We start from the raw sequence: 18063 nt of genomic DNA, 5'->3' as shown, positions 1-18063 counted from the left end.
TTTCCTCCCCGGCCTCCGCCGGGGACCCCGGCCCCAGGGCCTGTCGTCTGGATCAGGCCCTGACCCGCACGGCTCCGCGACCCCGACTCCGCGCACCACTGGAGGTGCCGCACCATGGCGCACATCCTCGGCCTGTCCTGCCGCAGCCACGACGCGGCGGTCGCCGCGGTCCGCGACGACGAACTCGTCTTCGCCTCGCACTGCGAGCGGTACAGCAGACGCAAGAACGACGCCGCGCTGTCCCCACAGGCACTGTCCGCGGCTCTCGCGCATCTGGACCGCGTCGATGACGTCGTGTACTACGAACGCCCCCTCCTCAAACGCACCCGGCAGCTCCGCTCCGGACAGTTCGGCCCGGCGACCGACCCGGTCGGCCTGCGCACGTATCTGCGGCGCTTCCCACAGCTGCGCGGGGCACGCCTGCACATCGTCGACCACCACCACTCGCACGCGGCGGGCGGCTACTACACCTCCGGACTGCCGGAGGCCGCCGTGGTCGTCGTGGACGGTATCGGCGAGTGGAACACGGTGTCACTGTGGCACGGCCGCGGCGACCGTCTCGAACGGGTGGCCACGGTGAACTACCCCCACAGCATCGGCCTGCTGTACACCGCCTTCACACAGCGCGCGGGCTTCAAGCCCAACGAGGAGGAGTACATCATGATGGGCCTGGCGGCCTACGGGACGCCGGACCTCGCCGATGTGATCTGGGAGGACTTCGTCGAACGGGCCGACTGGCCGCACTTCCGCCTCACCCGCTCGGTGCACCGCGGCATCGCCGACTGGCGCCCCGAACTGAACGACCCCGCCACGCTCGCCGCCAGCGCCCAAGAGGTGACCGAGCGGCTGCTGGACGGAGTGTTCGCCTGGGCGGCCAGGGAGACCGGGTCCCGCAATCTGGTCTTCTCCGGCGGAGTCGCGCTCAACTGCGCTTACAACGCCCGCCTCGCCCGCTCCGGCCTCTTCGACACCATCTGGATCATGCCGAGCCCCGGCGACGCGGGCAGCTCGGTCGGCTCGGCCCTCGCCCACCTCGGCCGGCACATCCCGTGGCCCGGTCCGTACCTCGGCCACGACATCCGGCGAGAACCCGATATCGAGGACGCCCTCAAGCGCCTTGTCCGGGGCGAGGTCCTGGCCGTGGCCCATGGCAGGGCCGAGTTCGGACCACGCGCACTCGGCAACCGCAGCCTGCTCGCCGACCCCCGTCCGCCCACCGCCAAGCGCCGGGTGAACGAGATCAAACGACGCGAGCCCTTCCGGCCGTTCGCCCCCATCGTCCTGGAGGAACACGCCCACGCCTTCTTCGACCTGCCCGTACCGACCAGCCCGTACATGCAGTTCATCGCGACCGCCCGGGCGCCCGAGGCCCATCTGGCGGTCTGCCACGTCGACGGCACCAGCCGGGTTCAGACCGTCAACGCGCGGCAGAACCCGTTCCTCCACACCCTGCTGCGGCGATTCCACGAGGAGACCGGTTGCCCGATGCTGCTCAACACCAGCCTCAACATCAAGGGCGAGCCCCTGGTCAACACCGCCGAGGACGCGGACCGCTTCGGGGAGCTCCATGGCATCCCCGTCCTGTGACCCGCCGCACGGGCAACCGCTCCGGCGGATCGTCGTCCTCGGCAGCCCCGGCAGCGGCAAGACCGCCTTCTGTCATCTGCTCGCCGTCAGGACGGCCCTGCCGCTCTACCACCTCGACGACCTCTACTGGTCCCCGGGCTGGTCCCGGCCGGGTGAGGAAGAATGGGCCCACCGCCTGCGCGCCCTGTGCGACCTCCCGCGGTGGATCGCCGACGGCAACTACGCCGACAGCACCGAACCGCGCGTCCGCGCCGCCGATCTCGTCGTACTCCTCGACCGTCATCCGCTCCTGTGCGCGGTGGCCCTGGTGCGCCGCAGCCTGCGGTTACGGCGCTCGGCCCGCGCCCCGAAGGCCGTTCGGGGAACACCGCCGGACGGCGGGCGCGGACGGCGGCGGCCGGGCGAGGCGCGCGGACCGGAGTATGTGCCGCGCCGGCTCCGGGAGTCCGGCGACCCCCCGGTGCGCAGCGTGAGCGCGCTGCTCCGCAAGGCGCTGCTCTTCCGGCGCCGCGATCTGGTCGTCATCCACGGTGTGCTGCGGCGCAGCGGCACCCCCGTCCGACGCTGCCGCACCCGGCGCCAGGCCGCCGCCCTGCTCGCCGACCTCGCCGGGCCGGGCCCGTGCCCGCCGTCAACGCAGTGGGAGACGTGCGGCGTCGGCTCCGCGGACGGCGGGCTGCCGCTCGGTCCTGAGCCGCGCGACCGTCAGCCGGGGGCCCCTCAGCGGGGCGCCCCGTTTCCGGACGGACTTCTGCCGCGCGGCCCGTCCCCGTCCCTCACCGTCAGCCCCTGCACCTGCCCGGCCTCCGCTCCCGCGACGTCCCTCTGGAGGAGCACATGACCACCGCGTCCGCCCCGGCTCCGGGAAGCCCCGACCATCCGCGGCCGTCCCGCGGCCTCGCCGAGATCGCCGACATCGTCACCCCCTTCGCCGTACGGGCGGCGGCCACCCTCCGCCTCGCCGACCACATCGCCGCCGGACACACCCGGCTGCCCGACCTGGCCGAGGCGGCCGGCGCCGACCCCCAGGCCCTCGCCCGGCTGCTGCGCTTCCTCACCTGCCGGGACATCTTCGCCGAGCCGGAACCCGGCACGTACGCGCTCACCGATCTGGCCCGGGAACTGCTCGCGGGCCACCCGGCCAATCTGCGGCAGTGGCTGGATGCCGACGAGGTGGCCGGTCGGCTCGACACCACCTTCCCCTATCTGGTGGACGCGGTCCGATCCGGAGCCCCCGTCCACGAGAAGGTCCACGGCGCCCCGTTCTGGGCCGACCTGGGCGCGTCGCCCGCGCGGACCGCCTCGTTCGACCGGCTGATGGCCCAGGTCTCCCAGTCCACCCGGGGAATCGGCACCGCGTACGGCTGGTCAGGAGTCCACCACGTCATCGACGTCGGCGGAGGCACCGGAGCCCTGCTCCGGGAGATTCTCCAGGCTCATCCGCGGATGCGCGGCACCGTGGCCGACCAGGCGGGTTCCGTGACCGAGGCACGCCGCTACCTCGCCACGCACGGCCTCGGCGATCGCGCGGACGCGTCGGTCCACGACATGTTCGACCAGCTCCCCGCCGGTGCGGACGCGTATCTCCTCTCCCGTGTCCTCGCCGACTGGGACGACGAGAGTGCCGTGCGGATCCTGCGGACCTGCGCCGCCGCTGTCCCCGACGGCGGCCGTGTACTGGTCGCCGAGCGGGTGCTCCCGGGCGAGCCGGCGCCCGGTACGCCGGAAACCGCCGAGGACGTGGCCGAGACGCGCCGGCTGACCTCGCACGATCTGCGCATGCTGGTCCTGCTGGGCGGCAGGAAGCGCTCGGTGGCGGACTACGCCCGGCTCGCCGGGCGGGCCGGGCTCGGCCTGCGCGGGTCCGACCGGCTGCCAGGGGGAGCCACCGTCATGGAGTTCCGTCTTGTAGGGACCGCTCAGCATGCGGGTGGCTGTCGCGACGTCACCATTCGGTGAGGGAGCCGTCCTGACGCCGCCAGATCGGGTTGCGCCAGCGATGGCCCGTTTCGGCGGCGTGCTCGACGGCTTTCGTGTCGACATGGATGCCCAGGCCGGGTTCGGTGAGGAGTCCGACATGGCCGTCCTCGTAGCGGAACACCGATGGGTCGACGAGGTAGTCCAGGAGATCGGAACCGGCGTTGTAGTGGATACCCAGACTCTGCTCCTGGATCAGCAGATTGGGGGTGCAGAAGCCGACCTGGAGGCAGGCGGCGAGTGCGATGGGGCCGAGCGGGCAGTGCGGGGCGAGCGCGGTGTCGTACGCCTCGGCCATCGCCGCGATCCGGCGTACCTCGGAGATGCCGCCGGCGTGCGACAGATCAGGCTGGGCGATGGCGATGCCCTGGGCGAGGACCCCCTTGAAGTCCCAGCGCGAGTAGAGGCGTTCGCCCGTCGCGATGGGGATGCTGGTCGATCGGACGACGTCCCCGATGTGGTCGCTCAACTCCGGGACGACGGGTTCCTCGACGAAGAACGGGAGGTAGGGCTCCAGCAGGGGCAGCACACGGCGGGCCATCGGGAGCGTCAGCCGGCCGTGGAAGTCGACGGCGATGTCGAAGCGGTCGCCGACGGCCTCGCGGACGCGGGCGACGCGGTCGACGATGCCGTGCACGGCCTGTGGGGTGTCGATGAATTCCAGTTGGGGCGAGGCGTTCATCTTGATGGCGGTGAAACCCTCCGCCTTGCGGGCCAGGGCCTGTTCAGCGACGTCGGCCGGGCGGTCGCCGCCGATCCAGCTGTACACGCGGGCGCGGTCTCGGACGTTGCCGCCCAGCAGCTGCCAGACCGGGACGCCGAGCGCCTTGCCCTTGATGTCCCACAGCGCCTGGTCGATGCCGGCCACGGCGCTGGAGAGGATCGGGCCACCGCGGTAGAAGCCGCCCTTGGTCAGCACCTGCCAGTGGTCCTCGATGCGCAGTGGGTCCTGGCCGATCAGGTAGTCGCCCAGCTCGTCGACGGCGGTGGCTACGGTGTGCGCGCGCCCTTCGATCACCGGCTCTCCCCAGCCGGTGACGCCTTCGTCGGTGTCGATGCGCAGAAAGCACCAGCGCGGTGCGACGAGGTAGGTGCGCAGGGACGTGATCTTCACTTCGACTCCTTCTTGACGGACCAGCCGCCGTCGACGACCAGGTCGGTGCCGGTGATGTACGAGGCGTCGGCGGAGGCGAGGAAGGCGACCGCGGAGGCGACTTCACCTGCCGCCCCGAGCCTGCCGAGCGCGGTGGCACGGGCAGACAGCAGCCGCTCCTCTTCGCTCACCTCGTCCCACGCGTCCGTGAGGATGGGACCGGGCAGCACGGAGTTGAACCGGATCTCGGGCCCGTACTCGACGGCCAGTTGGCGTATCAGCGCGCAGATGCCGCCCTTCGAGGCCGCGTACGCGGGATGGCCGGGCAGACCGAAGTTCGCGTGCACGCTGGAGGTGGCGACGAAGCAGCCCCTGGTCGAGCGGAGGTCGTCCACGAATGTGCGGGCGCCCAGATAGAGGGCCTTGAGATTGACCGCGATCTCCTTGTCCCAGCCGCCCTCGGTCAGTTCGTGCGCCGCGGCGGAGATGTGGGTGAACGCGTTGTTGTGTACGACGTCGGCGGGACCCGCGAGCTTCCGCGTGCGGTCGTGGAGCCGCTGCCAGCCTTCGGGGGACGAGACATCGCAGTGGACGAAGGCGGCGCGCCCGCCGCCGGCGGTGATCTTCCTGACGACGGCCTCGCCGGCCGCGTCGGCGATGTCGGCGAGGACGACGGTCGCGCCCTCGGAGGCCAGCCGCAGGGAGCTGGCCGCGCCGATGCCGGAGGAGGCGCCGGTGACCACCGCGGTCTTTCCCGTGAAGCGTTGCATGGGGGTGGTTCCTGTCCGTTCGGATCGGGTCCGGCAAGGGGAGAGCCTCGCGCGCGGGCGCGGAGAGCGAGCGGTGCCGGGCGGTTCGGCGTTGGCGTTCGCCCGCGCCTCAGCGGATGACGTCGTCGCCTGTGAGCAGGGTCAGTTCGTCCCGCCGCGGCAGACCCTCGAAGTCGCCCTGGACGGAGACGGCGAACGAGCCGCACGTCGCCGCGGTGAGCAGCCGCTCGTCCGGCGCGGCTCCGTCGAGCTGTGCCGCGAGGTATCCGGCGACGAAGGCGTCGCCGGCGCCGATCGGGTCGACGACGGTGACCGGCACCGGCGGCTGGACGAGCCTCTGGCCGTCGACGACGGCCAGTGCCCCCTGGGCGCCGAGCTTGACGACCGCCTGCCGCGGGCCGAGCGCCGCCAACGCGCACGCCAGCTGCTCGGCAGGCGCGTCGCCGACGAGGAGCCGTGCCTCCTCGGCTCCGGCGAAGACGAGGTCGGCCCGCCGTACGAGGAAGCCCAGTTCGGCAGCCGCGTCCTTGCTGGACCACAGCAGGGAGCGGTAGTTGACGTCGAGCGAGACGGTGACCCCGGCCCGGCGGGCGATGTCGACGGCGCGGCGCACGGAGTTCCGGGCGGTGCTCCCGAGGGCGGGGGTGATGCCGGTGATGTGCAGCAGTCCGGCCGTGGCGACGAGTTCCTCGTCGATGTCCTCGGGCGCGAGGCGCGAGCCGGCGAGGTCCCGGCGGTAATAGGCGGAGCGGGTGTGGTCGGCGGTCCGCCGTTCACGGAGCATCAGCCCGGTGGGCAGGGCGGATTCGGTACGGACGTGTGACACGTCGACGCCCTCCGCCCGCAGCCCGCCGAGGATCATTCGGCCGGCCGCGTCCGCGCCGATGCGGCCGATCCATGTGGCGTGGTGGCCGAGTCGGCTGACACCGATCGCGACGGTCGCCTCGGCTCCGGAGAACGACAGCCTGGCACGCGTCCCCGGTGCGAGGGGGCCGGGCTCGCTCGCGACGACGGCCATCGCCTCGCCCAGCGTCACCAGGCCCGTCACCGGGGTACTCCGGTCACGAGCCCGACGAGCCGGGCCGCGCGCTCGGCCAGCGCAGTGAGATCGCCGCCTTCGCAGGCGTCGCCGACGAGGGGGCTGCCCATGCCGAGCGCGGTGGCGCCGGCCCGCAGGTACGCGGGGGCCTCCTCCAGCCCGATGCCGCCGGTGGGCACGAGCGGCACGTCGGGCAGGGGAGCCCGTACGGCGCGTACGTACTCGGGGCCTCCGACGGACGCGGGGAAGAGCTTCACCATGGAGGCGCCCGCCTGCCACGCCGTGAGGATCTCCGTCGGCGTCAAGGCGCCCGGCAGCACCGGCACGCCGAGCCGGCGTGCCTCGGCGATCACGGCGGGTTGGGTGGCCGGGGTGATCAGATACCGGGCGCCGGCCGCCACCGCCGCCTCGGCTTCCCGCGGCGTGGTGATGGTGCCCGCGCCCAGCGCGAGGCCGTCGGGCGGGCTCTGGGCGTACTCGCGCAGTGCGTTGAGGACTCCAGGGGTGGTGAGGGTGAACTCGACGGCTCGTACGCCGGCTTGGCGAAGGGTGTCGGCGACCGGCGGGAACCGGTCGGCGGCGCCGGAGCGCAGAATCGCCACGACCGGAACGGCGGCGAGGGCGGACGGGAGGGAGATCATGCCGTCTCCTGGGGAGCGAGGTCGTCGAACGGCACGGCCGGCACTCCGGCGATGCCCGGCCGGCGGACGAGGAGCCGCCCGGCGTGCGGCTCCTCGCGCAGCTGCCGTTGGGTCAGTTCTCGGGTGCCGAGCTGGAAGAGGGAACCGCCGCCCGGGTCTTCGCGGAGTCCGCCGGGACCGGGGCCACAGGGACGGGCCGTCAAGTGGCACATATGAACTCTCCTTCCTCCACACCGACGCGCGAAACAAGGCTCGTCGGCCACGCGCCCGGCACCGATCGCAGCGGTGCCGGGCCCGTGGAGGTCAGTGAGGGAGTCCGACAGCGCGTTCGCCGCCCCGGCGCTGCTGGACGACGACGGCGATCACCAGGAGCGCGCCCTGGGCGACGTTCTGCCAGAAGGTGTTGATGCCCTCCACGGTCAGGCCGTTCTCCAGGCAGCCGAGGAGGGCCACCGCGAGCAGGGTGCCCCCGATGCCGCCCTTGCCGCCCTTGAGAGCGGCGCCGCCGAGCGCCGCCGCGGTGATGGCCTTGAGTTCGAGGCCCTCACTACCGGAGACCGGTTGGCCGGATCCGGTGCGGGCGGTGAGCAGGATGCCCGCGACCGCTGCCACGACACCGATGAGGGTGTAGACGGAGATCAGGTACTTGTTGATGCTGATGCCGGCCAGCCGTGCGGCGGTGTCGTTGCCGCCGATGGCGTAGAGGTTGCGCCCGATGTCGGTGTACTTGAGTAGCAGGTGCACGGTGACGGCCACGACGATCAGGATCCAGACCATGACCGGCAGTCCGGCGATCTTGCCGCGCCCGAGGAAGACGAAGACGTCGTCGTTGAGTACGTACCCCTGGGCGCGTCCGTCGGACAGCAGCTGCGCGAGGCCCTTGTAGGCCGCGAGGCCGGCGAGCGTGGCGATGGTGGGGTTGACCCGCCCGTACACGATGACCACACCGTTCAGCGCACCGACGAGGACGCCGACACCTACGGCGGCGGCCATGCCGAGGAAGGCGCCCGACCCGGTCGTGGTGAACACCATGGCGCTGACCACGGACGCCACACCTACCTGCGAACCGACGGAGATATCGAGGCCGCCGCAGATGATGACCACGGTCTGGACGATCGCGAGCAGTCCGGTGATGGTCGCCGCCTCGGCGATCACCTGCATGTTGGACAGGCTCAGGTAGTTGTCGTTGAGGACGCCGAACAGCACGAGCACAACGATGAGCGCACCGATGAGGCTGATGTTCTGCCCGCCGATCCCGGCCAGGAGTCCTGGCCGGTGCGACGCGTGGCCGTCACCGCCCCGGGGACCCTTCAGGGCCGGTGCGGGAGTGCTGGTGGTGGTCATGACGCGGCTCCAGGGGCGGCGCCGACGATGTCGTCGGCCATGGCGAGTTCGAGGATGGATTCTTCGGTGGCTTCGCTGCGATCGAGTTCGCCGGTGATCCGGCCGCCCTGCATGACGACGACCCGGTCGGCGAGGCCGAGGAGCTCGGGAAGTTCGGAGGAGATGACCAGCACGGCGACGCCCTCGGCGGCCAGGTCGGCGATGATCTGGTAGATCTCCGCCTTCGCGCCGACATCGATGCCGCGGGTGGGCTCGTCGAGGATCAGCACCTTCGGCTTGCGGGCCAGCCACCGGGCCAGCACGACCTTCTGCTGATTGCCGCCCGACAGCTTGCGCACTTCGTGGTCGATCGACGGGGTACGCACCCGCAGCCGGTCGGAGAATTCCTGGGCGAGTCGGCGTTCCGCCGTCCGTCGCACGAAGCGAAGGCGCCGCAGCCGGTCCAGTACGACGAGGGTGGCGTTGTCCTTGACGGACTGCTGGAGGAACAGTGCCTGGGTCTTGCGCTCCTCGGGCGCAAGCCCGAGCCCGGCACGGATGACGTCTGCCGGCCGGCCGCCGCGCAGCCGTACCCCGTCGAGCGTGGCGGTGCCGCCGCGGACGGGCAGGTCACCCGCGAGCGCCAGGGCGAGTTCGGAGCGTCCGGCTCCGATCAGGCCCGCCAGACCGACGACTTCACCGGCGTGGACACGCAGCGAGATGTCGGTCACGTCGTCGGTCGTGAGGTTCTGGACGTCGAGGACCAGTCGGTCCGTGGCGACCCGCTGACGTACGAACATGGCGGACAGGTCGCGGCCCACCATGAGGCGTACGAGCTCGCCCTCGTCGGTGGTGCGGGCGTCCTGGACTCCTATGAGGTCGCCGTCGCGCAGGACCGCGATGCGGTCGGCGAGCTGGAAGATCTCCTGCATGCGGTGTGAGACGTACACGATCGCGATGCCCTCGCCGCGCAGCCGTCGTATCAGCGCGAACAGTGCCTCGACCTCGTGTTCCGACAGGGAGGACGTCGGCTCGTCGAACGCGATGAGGCCGGCGGTGGTGGTGCCGGTCAGCGCGCGCATGATCTCCACCAACTGCCGCTGTGCGGGCGTGAGCTGAGATCCGAGCAGGTCCGGGTCGAGTACGTGGGCGAACCCCAGCCGTTCGAGGTCGGCCCTGATGCGCCGGTCGAGCTGGGCCCGGTCGAGGACGCGTCCGCGCTTGCGGGGCAGGGCGCCGGCGTACACGTTCTCCGCGACGGAGATATGGGGGATGATCTCCGGTTCCTGGGGGATGATCCGGATGCCCGCGGCGCGGGCGCGGGCCGGTGAGTCGAGCTCCACGGGCTCACCGTTCACCACCACGTGCCCCTCGGTGGGTTGGTGGTCGCCGGTGAGGATCTTCAGCAGTGTGGATTTCCCCGCGCCGTTCTCGCCCATCAGGGCAGTCACCTGTCCGGCGGGGAAGTCAAGCGTGACGCCCCCGACCGCTGTCACGTCGCCGAAGCGCTTGACGATGCCCGACACGCCGATGGACGAAGGCCGGGAGCCCTCGGGAGGCGGGACGCCGGGGGAGCCCGGGGCGGGGTCCGCGGAGTCCGGATGATGTGCTGGGGTCATTTCTGGGTTCACCTCGAAGGCAGGGTGTGCGGGCGTGGTCGGCAGTGGCCCCGAAGCGCCGGGCAGCGGGGCCGGGTTCACCGGCCGGCGGCTGTTCCTGTGCCGGCCGCCGGCCGGGAGCACTCAGCCGCAGGCGAGTCCGGCGCTCTTCCACGAGGCCTGGTCGACCATGGTGGTCGGGGCGAAGGCCTCGGCCGGGAAGTCCTTGCCGTTCTTGAGCTTGTCGTACATGGTCTGGACGGCCAGGGCGCCGACGTCCTTGCCGTTGATGAACAGCGCGGCCTTCATGCCGGTCGGCTTGTCGGACTTCCACTCCTTGCAGGCCAGGTAGGCGCCCAGACCCACACCGACGATGCGGTCGGGACCGACCCCGGCATTGGCGAGCGCGGTGACACCACCCATCACGTTCTCGTCGTTGCAGCCCCAGATCACCCAGTTCTTCACGCCGGCGTTGGCGGTGACCGTCGCCGCGATCTTGTCCTGGGCGCCGGTGGGCGTGTTGTCGGTGGGGACGTCGATGGTCTTCACACCGGGGACCGCCGCGTCGAAGGTCTTCTTCGCGGCCGTGACCCGGTCGCCGCAGACGGTCACGTCCTGCTTCCAGGCCGAGATGACCCGGGTGTCCTCGGCCGACCAGCCCGCCTTCATGAACTCGGCGGCAGCGCGCTTGCCGACCTCCTCACCCATCTGCGCGCCGCTGAACCCGATCCGCGGCACCAGGCCGCTCTTGCCGCAGGCGGTCGGGTCAGGACCGGTGGTGCAGATCTGGTCGTCGGAGGTGAGGAGCGGGACCTTTCCGTCGTTCGCGGTCTGGACGACCTGTGGGCCGACGGCCGGGTCCGGAACGACGATGATGACCCCGTTCGTCTTCTGGGCGATCGCCGACTGCACTTCGCTGACGGTCTTGTTGGCGTCATTGCCCAGGTTGACGACCTTGAGGTCGATGCCGAGCTCCTTGGCCTTCTCCTTCGCGCCGGCGGCCTCACCGATGAAGTACTCCTGGTCGCCCTGCTTCTGGAGGTAGGTGATCGAGATCTTGCCGTCAACCGTGGCGGCCCGGTCGTCGGCGGTGGTCGTCTTGCCGGACGAGCAGGCGGTGCTCAGGCCGAGGGTGAGGAGCAGGCCGGTGGCGGCGGCCGTGCGGCGGGAGGTGGAACGGAACATCGGCAACTCCTTGGTACAGGAAGCGACCGCCGCGGCCAGGGCGTGCGGGCGTCGTTCGAGGAGGGAGGGGCGGGGCGGGCCACGAGGCGTGGGGCGCCCAACCGCCCTTACGCGGGCGGCTGGAGCCGCGGCGCGTCTACTTGTTGACGGTGAAGCCCTGGTCCTTGCCGTACTTGACGCTGGTGTCCTGCCATGCCCGCAGGCCGTTCGCGAGTGTGGTGGGAGAGACGTACGCCTTGCCCACGGTGTCGTTGAAGACCGAGTTCGCGTATACCTGATACGGCAGGTAGGACCAGTCGGTGGCGACGTTGCGGGCCGATTCGGCGAAGACCTGGTTGGCTTTCTGGCCGCCGAAGTACGGGAACGGGGCGTTGAGGAATGCCTTCGACTCCAGGTCGGCCCGGGTGGCCGGGAAGGCGCCTTCGGCGACGCGGGTGCTCGCACCGGCTCCGGTGGTCGCGAACTCGGTGAAGGCGTAGGCGAGTTCCTTGTTCTTGGCGGCCTTCGGGACGGCGAGCGAACTGCCGCCGTTCTCCGCGCTTGCCTGGTCGCCCTTCGTCCACTGCGGCAGTGGCGCGACCCGCCAGTCGCCGGAGGCGGAGTCGACGCCTGAGGTGAGATTGGCGGGCATCCAGGCGCCGATGGAGAGTGTGGCGATCGAGCCGTCGGCCAGACCCTTGTACCAGGCGTCGCTCCAGGAGCTGATCGGTGTGACCAGCTTTTCGTCGAGAAGCTTCTGCCAGGTGGCGGTGTACCTCTTGGTGCCTTCGTCGCCGAAGTTCACGGTGACGTTGGTGCCGTCTGTCTTGTAAGGACGGCCGCCGGCCTGCCAGATGAGGCTGGTGGTGGCGCCCGCGTCGCCGGTGTCGTTGGTGATGAAGATCTTGGGGTCGGCCTTGTGGAGGGTGCGGGCCGCCTCCACGTATTCGTCCCAGGTGGCCGGCACCTTGATGCGGTGCTTGTCGAAGACCTTCTTGTTGTAGAAGAACGCCATCGGACCGGAGTCCATGGGCAGCGCGTGGACGGCCTTGTCGTCGGTGACCGCGTTCCACGGGCCGGGTGTGAAGTCCGTGCCGTACTTCCGGGCGCCGTAGGAGGACAGGTCCTCGACGGACTTGCCGATCGCGAACTGGCCGAGGGCGTAGTACTCGACCTGTGCCACGTCGGGAGCGCCGGAGCCGGCCGCGATCGCGTTCTGCAGGGCGGTGTACTGCTTGTCGCCCGTACCGGCGTTCACCAGTTCGACGTCGACTTCGGGGTACTTCTTCTCGAAGTCCGCCGCCACCTTCTTGAGTGTGGGTTCCCAGGCCCACACCGTCACCTTTCCGCCCTTCTCCAATGCGGCCTTGACGTCTTTCGGGCCGCTGCCCCCGTCGGAGGAACCGCAGGCGGTCGCGCTCAGCGCGAGGGCGGAGACCACGGCGAGCGCGCCGAACAGCCTGCGGGTGGTGTGCGTTCTCATGGACTGTGCTCCTGATCGGTGGTGCGGGTGGGATGGGAGGCGAGCAGAGGGTGGGGCAGGGCTATTCCTTGACGCTGCCCGCGGCCAGGCCGGACTGCCAGAACCGCTGGAGGAGCAGGAAGACCACCACGATCGGGACGATCGTGAGCAGGGAGCCGGTGATGATGAGGTCGAAGACGGCCTCGCCGCCTGCGGTCTGGGCCTGGGCGTTCCAGGCGTTGAGGCCGAGCGTCAGGGGGTACCAGTCGGGGTCCTTGATCATGATCAGCGGCAGGAAGTAGTTGTTCCAGGTCGAGACCATGGAGAACAGCAGGACGGTGACGGTGCCCGGCATCAGCAGCGGCAGAGCGATCCTGAAGAAGGTGCGCAGCTCGCCGGAGCCGTCGATGCGCGCGGCTTCCAGGAGTTCGGTGGGGACCGCCTCGGCGGCGAACACCCACATCAGGTAGAGCCCGAAGGGGGAGATCAAAGACGGGATGATGACGGCCCACGGAGTGTTGGTGAGGCCCATGTTGCTGAACATCAGGAAGGTGGGGACGGCCAGGGCGGTGCCCGGGATGGCGACGGCTCCGAGGACGACGGCGAAGACGGCTCCGCGGCCGGGAAAGTTGTACTTGGCGAGGGCGTATCCGCCGAGGACGGCGAGTGCGGTGGCACCGCCCGCGCCGGCGGCGACGTAGAGGAGGGTGTTGAGCAGCCAGCGGACGAAGACCCCGTCGTCGTAGGTGAGGGTGCGGGTGATGTTGTCCCAGAGGTTGAAGTCGTCGGCGAACCAGAGGCCGAAGGAGTTGAGCAGTCCGTTCTGGTTCTTGGTGGCGTTGATGACCAGCCAGGCGAGCGGGATCAGGGTGTAGACGAGGACCAGGCCGGTGACGAGAGTCAACGGGATGCTGGGGCGGGGGCGGAGCGGGGTGTACAGGAGCCGCTTCCGGCGTCTGGAGGTGGTGGCCCGGGGGGCGGTTGCCTCTGCGGCGCCGGTGGGCTCGGCGGCTACGGTCGCCGGCGGTGTGGTGGGGGAGATGGTCATCGGCTCAGCCCTTCCGCATACCGCGCAGTTGGACCGCGTAGGCGATGATCGCGGTGATCACGCCCATCACAATGGCCACGGTCGCCGCGTAGTTGTGCTGCTGGCCCGAGAAGGACAGCGAGTAGGTGTAGAGGTTGGGGGTGAAGTCGCTGGTGATGGCGTTGGGGGCGAGCTTCTGAAGGATGCTCGGCTCGTTGAACAGCTGGAAGCTGCCGATGATCGAGAAGATCGTGGCGATGACGAGCGCGCCGCGGATCGCCGGCAGCTTGACCGACGTCACGATGCGCCACTCGCCGGCGCCGTCGATCGCCGCGGCTTCGTAGAGCGAGCGCGGGACGACCTTGAGCGCGGAGTAGAAGATCAGCATGTTGTAGCCGACGAACTCCCAGGTCACGATGTTGCCGATGGCGGCGAGGACCAGGGAGGGGGAGAGCGGATCGGGTAGTGCCGTCCCGAAGACGTCGTTGATGTTGCCGACAAGGCCGAAGCGGGTGCCGTAGATGAAGCCCCAGATCAGGCTGGCCACAACGGCGGGGACGGCGTACGGGAGGAAGATCGAGACACGGAAGAAGGCCGTGCCGTAGATCCGGCCGCTGTCGATCGCCAGGGCGACGACAAGTGCGATGCCGAGCATGATCGGTACCTGGACCAGGAGGAAGAGGCCCACGCGGACCAGCCCCTCCCAGAACCGGGGATCCGCGAGCGCCTCACCGTAGTTGTCGAGGCCGACGAAGGAAGTGCCCCCGATGAGCCGGTCCCGGAGAGCGCTCAGGTACAGCGCATAGCCGATCGGGGCAAGGAACACGAGGCCGAAGACCGCGACGAACGGGCCGACGAAGCCCCAGCCCACCAGGGCCTCCTTCCGGCGACGGAAGCGGGCTCGTCGGCGGGGCGGTGGGGCCGCCTGCGCGGAAGTCGTCAGGAGCGTCATGGTGGTTCCTTGCGTCGGTGACCGACTGGTCGGGAACGGGGCGGAGAAGGCAGAGGCTTCGGATGTGAAGGCCGGGTTACGGCTGACCCGACGAGTGATGTTTACGTAATCATCAAGTGGCTTGATGGTTGCACCACCGTCAGATGGGCGTCAAGCACAAGGAGGTAGCGAACAAGCGGGATTTGGTGATGAACCGGGAGATGGCGGTCCGTCGAGGTGTGTCACCCGCGCCATCGCGTACGGATGGGCGGACACACCGAGGCAGTGGGACCGCGGACCGATGAGATGTGAGGGCATGCCGGAACAGAGGCCGCGCGACCGGGGCGGCCCCAGGCGTGTGCGCATGGCAGGGCTGAGACGGGAACGGCGGTGCGAACGCCCTGGCAGGCGGCCGGGCGTCCGCCGCGTGCGGGCAGGGGAGTTCCGCGCGCGGGCAGGGGAGGACGCTCAGGCGCGATGGCGGAACGGAGCGGACACCGGTCGCTCGGCGGGTGCGCGCGGGTGGACCCGTAGCGCCGTCACGATCCTGGAATCCGTCAGGCGGGCGGTGGTGCCGTGCTGGCCCGCACCACGAGGGTGGGTTCCACGGCGAGTCGCCGGACGCCGTTGCCGCGGCGTTCGATCTGTTCCAGCAACAGGGTCACGCAGTGTCGGCCCACCACATCGAAGTCCTGGTGCACCGTGGTCAGCGGCGGCTCGAAGAACGGAGCTTCGGGTACGTCGTCGAAACCCGCGACGCTCAACTCGTCCGGTACCGACCGCCCCGCCGCGTGCATGGCCCGCAGTACCCCGAGCGCCATCTGGTCGTTCGCCGCGAAGACCGCCGTGGCATCCGGGATCTGCGCCAGCGTCCGGCCGGCCAGGTAGCCCGATTCGGCGGTCCAGTCCCCGTGCAGAGTGGGACGTACCGGGGCGCCGGCCGCGATGAGCGTACGCTCCCACGTTTCCGCGCGCCGACGGGCGGCGAAGGAGTCCCTCGGGCCGCTGACGTGGTAGACGGTGCGGTGGCCGAGCTCCAGCAGATGGCTGACCACGCTCTGCGTGCCGCGGGCCTGGTCGAAGTCGACGTTCGGGTACTGGTGCCCGGTGTCGCCATCGGCGACGACCACCGGCATCGTGGGCGGCAGATGCAGCGACGGAGTGTCGAGCATCTTCGACTCGACCAGCACGATGCCGTCGACGGACTGCAGCATGAGATGGCGGAAGGCCTGCCGCACGGCGGCTTCCGTCTGTGCCCGGATTCCCATGAAGTTGACGGAGAAACCGGCCTCGCGCGCCGCGTCCGCGATGGCGCCGAGCGTACGGGCGTTGCCGTGCGCGCCGACGTCGAAGCTGACCACGCCGATCGCCCCGAATTTGCCCGTCACCAGCGCCCGCGCCGCCGCATTGGGGCGGTAGCCGAGCTCCTGCATCGCGGCCAGAACCTTCGCCCGCGTCGTCTCGTCCACGTTGTCGTGGTTGTTCGCCACCCGCGAGACGGTCTGTGAGGACACGCCGGCCCTGGCCGCGACCTCCGCCATGGAGGGCCATTTCCGAGGCGGGCGCGAGCGGGGCGTTCTCGTTGCCTTGTCCGCCACCTTCGACCGTTCCTTCCCCGAGGCTCTGTGGGCACACGACACACGTGCCGCGCCCCATGGAGTCATGTTGACGCAAACAGGCACGTCGGGTCAAAGCCGCGATCACTCTCGATCGCTTTCGTCCGAATCCTTGACAGGCTTCCGGGTCCCTTCCAAACTTCCGGCTACATCGTGTTTACGAAAACATTTCGTAGACGGTGGTGCCAACACGGTCCGAACGGCCATCCTCTCGACTCCCCGCCACTCCGCACTCCCCACTCCCCGAGGGCGGTCGTCTGCCCGCGCTGCGCGCGCGGAATCCCCAGTCCGACGAGACACCACGAGGTATCGCGATATGCGACTGAAGATCTCCGGGACGGTGGCACTCCTCTGTGCCCTCCTCTTCTCCCTGCTCACCGTCGGGGGCGCCGCCCATGCCGCCCCGGTGCCCATCGCCAACGGTATGCAGTTCACCGATCCGGCCGGCAATCCCGTGCACGCTCATGGCGGCGGTGTGGTCAAGGTCGACCAGTACTACTACTGGTTCGGAGAGGACCGAAACACCGACAACTCCTTCCGGTACGTCTCCGCGTACCGCTCCACCGACCTGAAGACCTGGGAGTTCCGTAACCACGTTCTGAGCGAGGCCTCCGATCCGGAGCTCGACTGGGCCAACATCGAGCGGCCCAAGGTCATCTACAACAGCTCCACGAACCAGTTCGTGATGTGGATGCACAAGGAGAACGGCTCCGACTACGGGGAGGCGCGCGCCGCCGTCGCCGTGTCGTCCACGGTGGACGGCGACTACAGCTGGCGCGGCAGCTTCCGGCCCCTGGGGCATATGTCCCGGGACATCACGACCTTCGTCGACACCGACGGCACCGGCTATATGATCTCCGCCGCCAATGAGAACGCCGATCTGCATGTCTACCGCCTGACCCCGGACTACACCGCGGTGGAGTCCCAGGTCCAGAAGCTGTGGCCTGGCCAGTGGCGCGAGGCCCCCGCCATGTTCAAGCGTGACGGCGTGTACTTCCTTCTGACCTCCGGCGCCACCGGATGGGCCCCGAACCAGCAGAAGTACGCCACCGCCGGCAGCGTCACCGGTACCTGGACGGACCTGAAGGACATCGGAGACCCGACGACCTACCGCAGCCAGACCGCCTACGTCCTGCCTGTCCAGGGCACCAAGGGCACCGGCTTCCTCTATATGGGAGACCGCTGGGGCAACTCCATGGGCGGTACGGTGAACGACTCCCAGTACGTCTGGCTTCCCCTCAACTTCCCTACCAGCACCACCATGACCATGGACTACTCCCCGCAGATCACCGTTGACACCGCCGCGGGGACCGTGAGCGCGATGAACGTGCCCTGGGAGACGCTGACCGCTCGCAACAGCGGTAAGTGCGCCGACGTGGGGAACTTCGACACCGCGGAGGGCACACAGGTGATCCAGTGGGGCTGCGGCAGCGGTGTGAACCAGCACTTCTGGATGAAGAAGCTGAGTACTGGCTACGTCCAGATCATGGCTCGGCACAGCGGGAAGTGCCTCGGCGTCGCCGATGCCTCGGCCACGGACGGCGCGTTCGCCGTGCAGAAGACCTGCGACGGCTCGGCCTCCCAGCAGTGGAAGGTCCGCACGACCGACGCCCCCGGCTACGTCCAGCTCGTCGCCCGGCACAGCGGCAAGTGCCTCGACGTCGTCAACCAGTCGACAGCCGACGGAACCGCCCTTGAGCAGTGGACCTGCAACACGGGCGACAACCAGAAGTGGCAGCGCTCGGCGGCCTGACCGAACCACCCGCCGTGAGACCGGCGAGGGGCGGGCACCGCGTCCCTGGCCCCACTCACCCGCGCCTCCTGGCCCCCGGCCA

General features: G+C 69.9%; 16 protein-coding genes. 4 read left to right on the top strand and 12 right to left on the bottom strand.

Translation table 11 applies throughout. From position 1 onward, the window contains the following. Window positions 1-114: 114 nt before the first annotated feature. From AB0M67_RS28250 to AB0M67_RS28240, 3 genes are read left to right on the top strand one after another with little or no spacing between them, the layout of a single operon-like run. Window positions 115-1587, top strand: a complete 1473-nt coding sequence (locus AB0M67_RS28250; RefSeq protein ID WP_365749921.1) for a carbamoyltransferase C-terminal domain-containing protein — start codon at window positions 115-117, stop codon at window positions 1585-1587. Next, window positions 1568-2428, top strand: a complete 861-nt coding sequence (locus AB0M67_RS28245) for a hypothetical protein (protein WP_365749919.1) — start codon at window positions 1568-1570, stop codon at window positions 2426-2428. The genes AB0M67_RS28250 and AB0M67_RS28245 overlap by 20 nt, the downstream gene beginning before the upstream one ends. Continuing rightward, window positions 2425-3546 (top strand): methyltransferase, encoded by a 1122-nt coding sequence (locus tag AB0M67_RS28240; protein ID WP_365749917.1) that lies wholly within the window; start codon window positions 2425-2427, stop codon window positions 3544-3546. The genes AB0M67_RS28245 and AB0M67_RS28240 overlap by 4 nt, the downstream gene beginning before the upstream one ends. On the opposite strand, the gene dgoD is transcribed toward AB0M67_RS28240, so the two are convergent. The 12 genes from dgoD to AB0M67_RS28180 all read right to left on the bottom strand — a co-directional run bounded on the left by dgoD (window position 3533) and on the right by AB0M67_RS28180 (window position 16153). Then, window positions 3533-4678 (bottom strand): galactonate dehydratase, encoded by a 1146-nt coding sequence (gene dgoD / locus AB0M67_RS28235; protein ID WP_365749914.1) that lies wholly within the window; start codon window positions 4676-4678, stop codon window positions 3533-3535. The two genes, AB0M67_RS28240 and dgoD, sit on opposite strands and share 14 nt — an antisense overlap. Then, entirely contained in the window at window positions 4675-5427 is a 753-nt protein-coding gene (locus AB0M67_RS28230; protein WP_365749912.1) for an SDR family NAD(P)-dependent oxidoreductase, read from the bottom strand. Before AB0M67_RS28230 ends, dgoD begins: the two co-directional genes overlap by 4 nt. A 109-nt stretch (window positions 5428-5536) precedes the next feature. Continuing rightward, a complete protein-coding gene (locus tag AB0M67_RS28225) occupies window positions 5537-6475 on the bottom strand; it encodes a sugar kinase (RefSeq protein WP_365749910.1) in 939 nt (312 codons plus the stop codon). After that, a complete protein-coding gene (locus AB0M67_RS28220; protein ID WP_365749909.1) occupies window positions 6472-7107 on the bottom strand; it encodes a bifunctional 4-hydroxy-2-oxoglutarate aldolase/2-dehydro-3-deoxy-phosphogluconate aldolase in 636 nt (211 codons plus the stop codon). The genes AB0M67_RS28225 and AB0M67_RS28220 overlap by 4 nt, the downstream gene beginning before the upstream one ends. Then, on the bottom strand, window positions 7104-7319 hold the full coding sequence (locus AB0M67_RS28215) for a hypothetical protein (RefSeq protein WP_365749907.1): 216 nt from the start codon (window positions 7317-7319) through the stop codon (window positions 7104-7106). Before AB0M67_RS28215 ends, AB0M67_RS28220 begins: the two co-directional genes overlap by 4 nt. Window positions 7320-7410: 91 nt before the next feature. Continuing rightward, entirely contained in the window at window positions 7411-8451 is a 1041-nt protein-coding gene (locus tag AB0M67_RS28210) for an ABC transporter permease (protein ID WP_365749905.1), read from the bottom strand. Continuing rightward, the gene (locus AB0M67_RS28205) at window positions 8448-10049 is read right to left on the bottom strand and encodes a sugar ABC transporter ATP-binding protein (protein ID WP_365749903.1); all 1602 of its coding nucleotides are present in this window, start codon (window positions 10047-10049) and stop codon (window positions 8448-8450) included. The genes AB0M67_RS28210 and AB0M67_RS28205 overlap by 4 nt, the downstream gene beginning before the upstream one ends. A 123-nt stretch (window positions 10050-10172) precedes the next feature. Continuing rightward, window positions 10173-11213 (bottom strand): substrate-binding domain-containing protein, encoded by a 1041-nt coding sequence (locus tag AB0M67_RS28200; RefSeq protein WP_365749901.1) that lies wholly within the window; start codon window positions 11211-11213, stop codon window positions 10173-10175. Between the two features lie 136 nt (window positions 11214-11349). Continuing rightward, a complete protein-coding gene (locus AB0M67_RS28195) occupies window positions 11350-12675 on the bottom strand; it encodes a sugar ABC transporter substrate-binding protein (protein WP_365749899.1) in 1326 nt (441 codons plus the stop codon). A 61-nt stretch (window positions 12676-12736) separates the two neighbouring features. Then, on the bottom strand, window positions 12737-13702 hold the full coding sequence (locus AB0M67_RS28190) for a carbohydrate ABC transporter permease (RefSeq protein ID WP_365749897.1): 966 nt from the start codon (window positions 13700-13702) through the stop codon (window positions 12737-12739). A gap of 4 nt (window positions 13703-13706) precedes the next feature. Continuing rightward, window positions 13707-14633, bottom strand: a complete 927-nt coding sequence (locus AB0M67_RS28185) for a sugar ABC transporter permease (RefSeq protein WP_365749895.1) — start codon at window positions 14631-14633, stop codon at window positions 13707-13709. A 536-nt stretch (window positions 14634-15169) separates the two neighbouring features. Then, entirely contained in the window at window positions 15170-16153 is a 984-nt protein-coding gene (locus AB0M67_RS28180) for a LacI family DNA-binding transcriptional regulator (RefSeq protein ID WP_365749894.1), read from the bottom strand. A gap of 391 nt (window positions 16154-16544) precedes the next feature. On the opposite strand from AB0M67_RS28180, the gene AB0M67_RS28175 reads away from it, so the two are divergent. Beyond that, window positions 16545-17981, top strand: a complete 1437-nt coding sequence (locus tag AB0M67_RS28175; protein WP_365749893.1) for an RICIN domain-containing protein — start codon at window positions 16545-16547, stop codon at window positions 17979-17981. Window positions 17982-18063: the final 82 nt, after the last annotated feature.

This window comes from Streptomyces sp. NPDC051662, assembly GCF_040681655.1.
Taxonomy (GTDB): Bacteria; Actinomycetota; Actinomycetes; order Streptomycetales; family Streptomycetaceae; genus Streptomyces.
The sequence above is the reverse complement of the archived record's forward strand: the minus strand, read 5'-3'. Positions and strand labels throughout refer to the sequence as shown.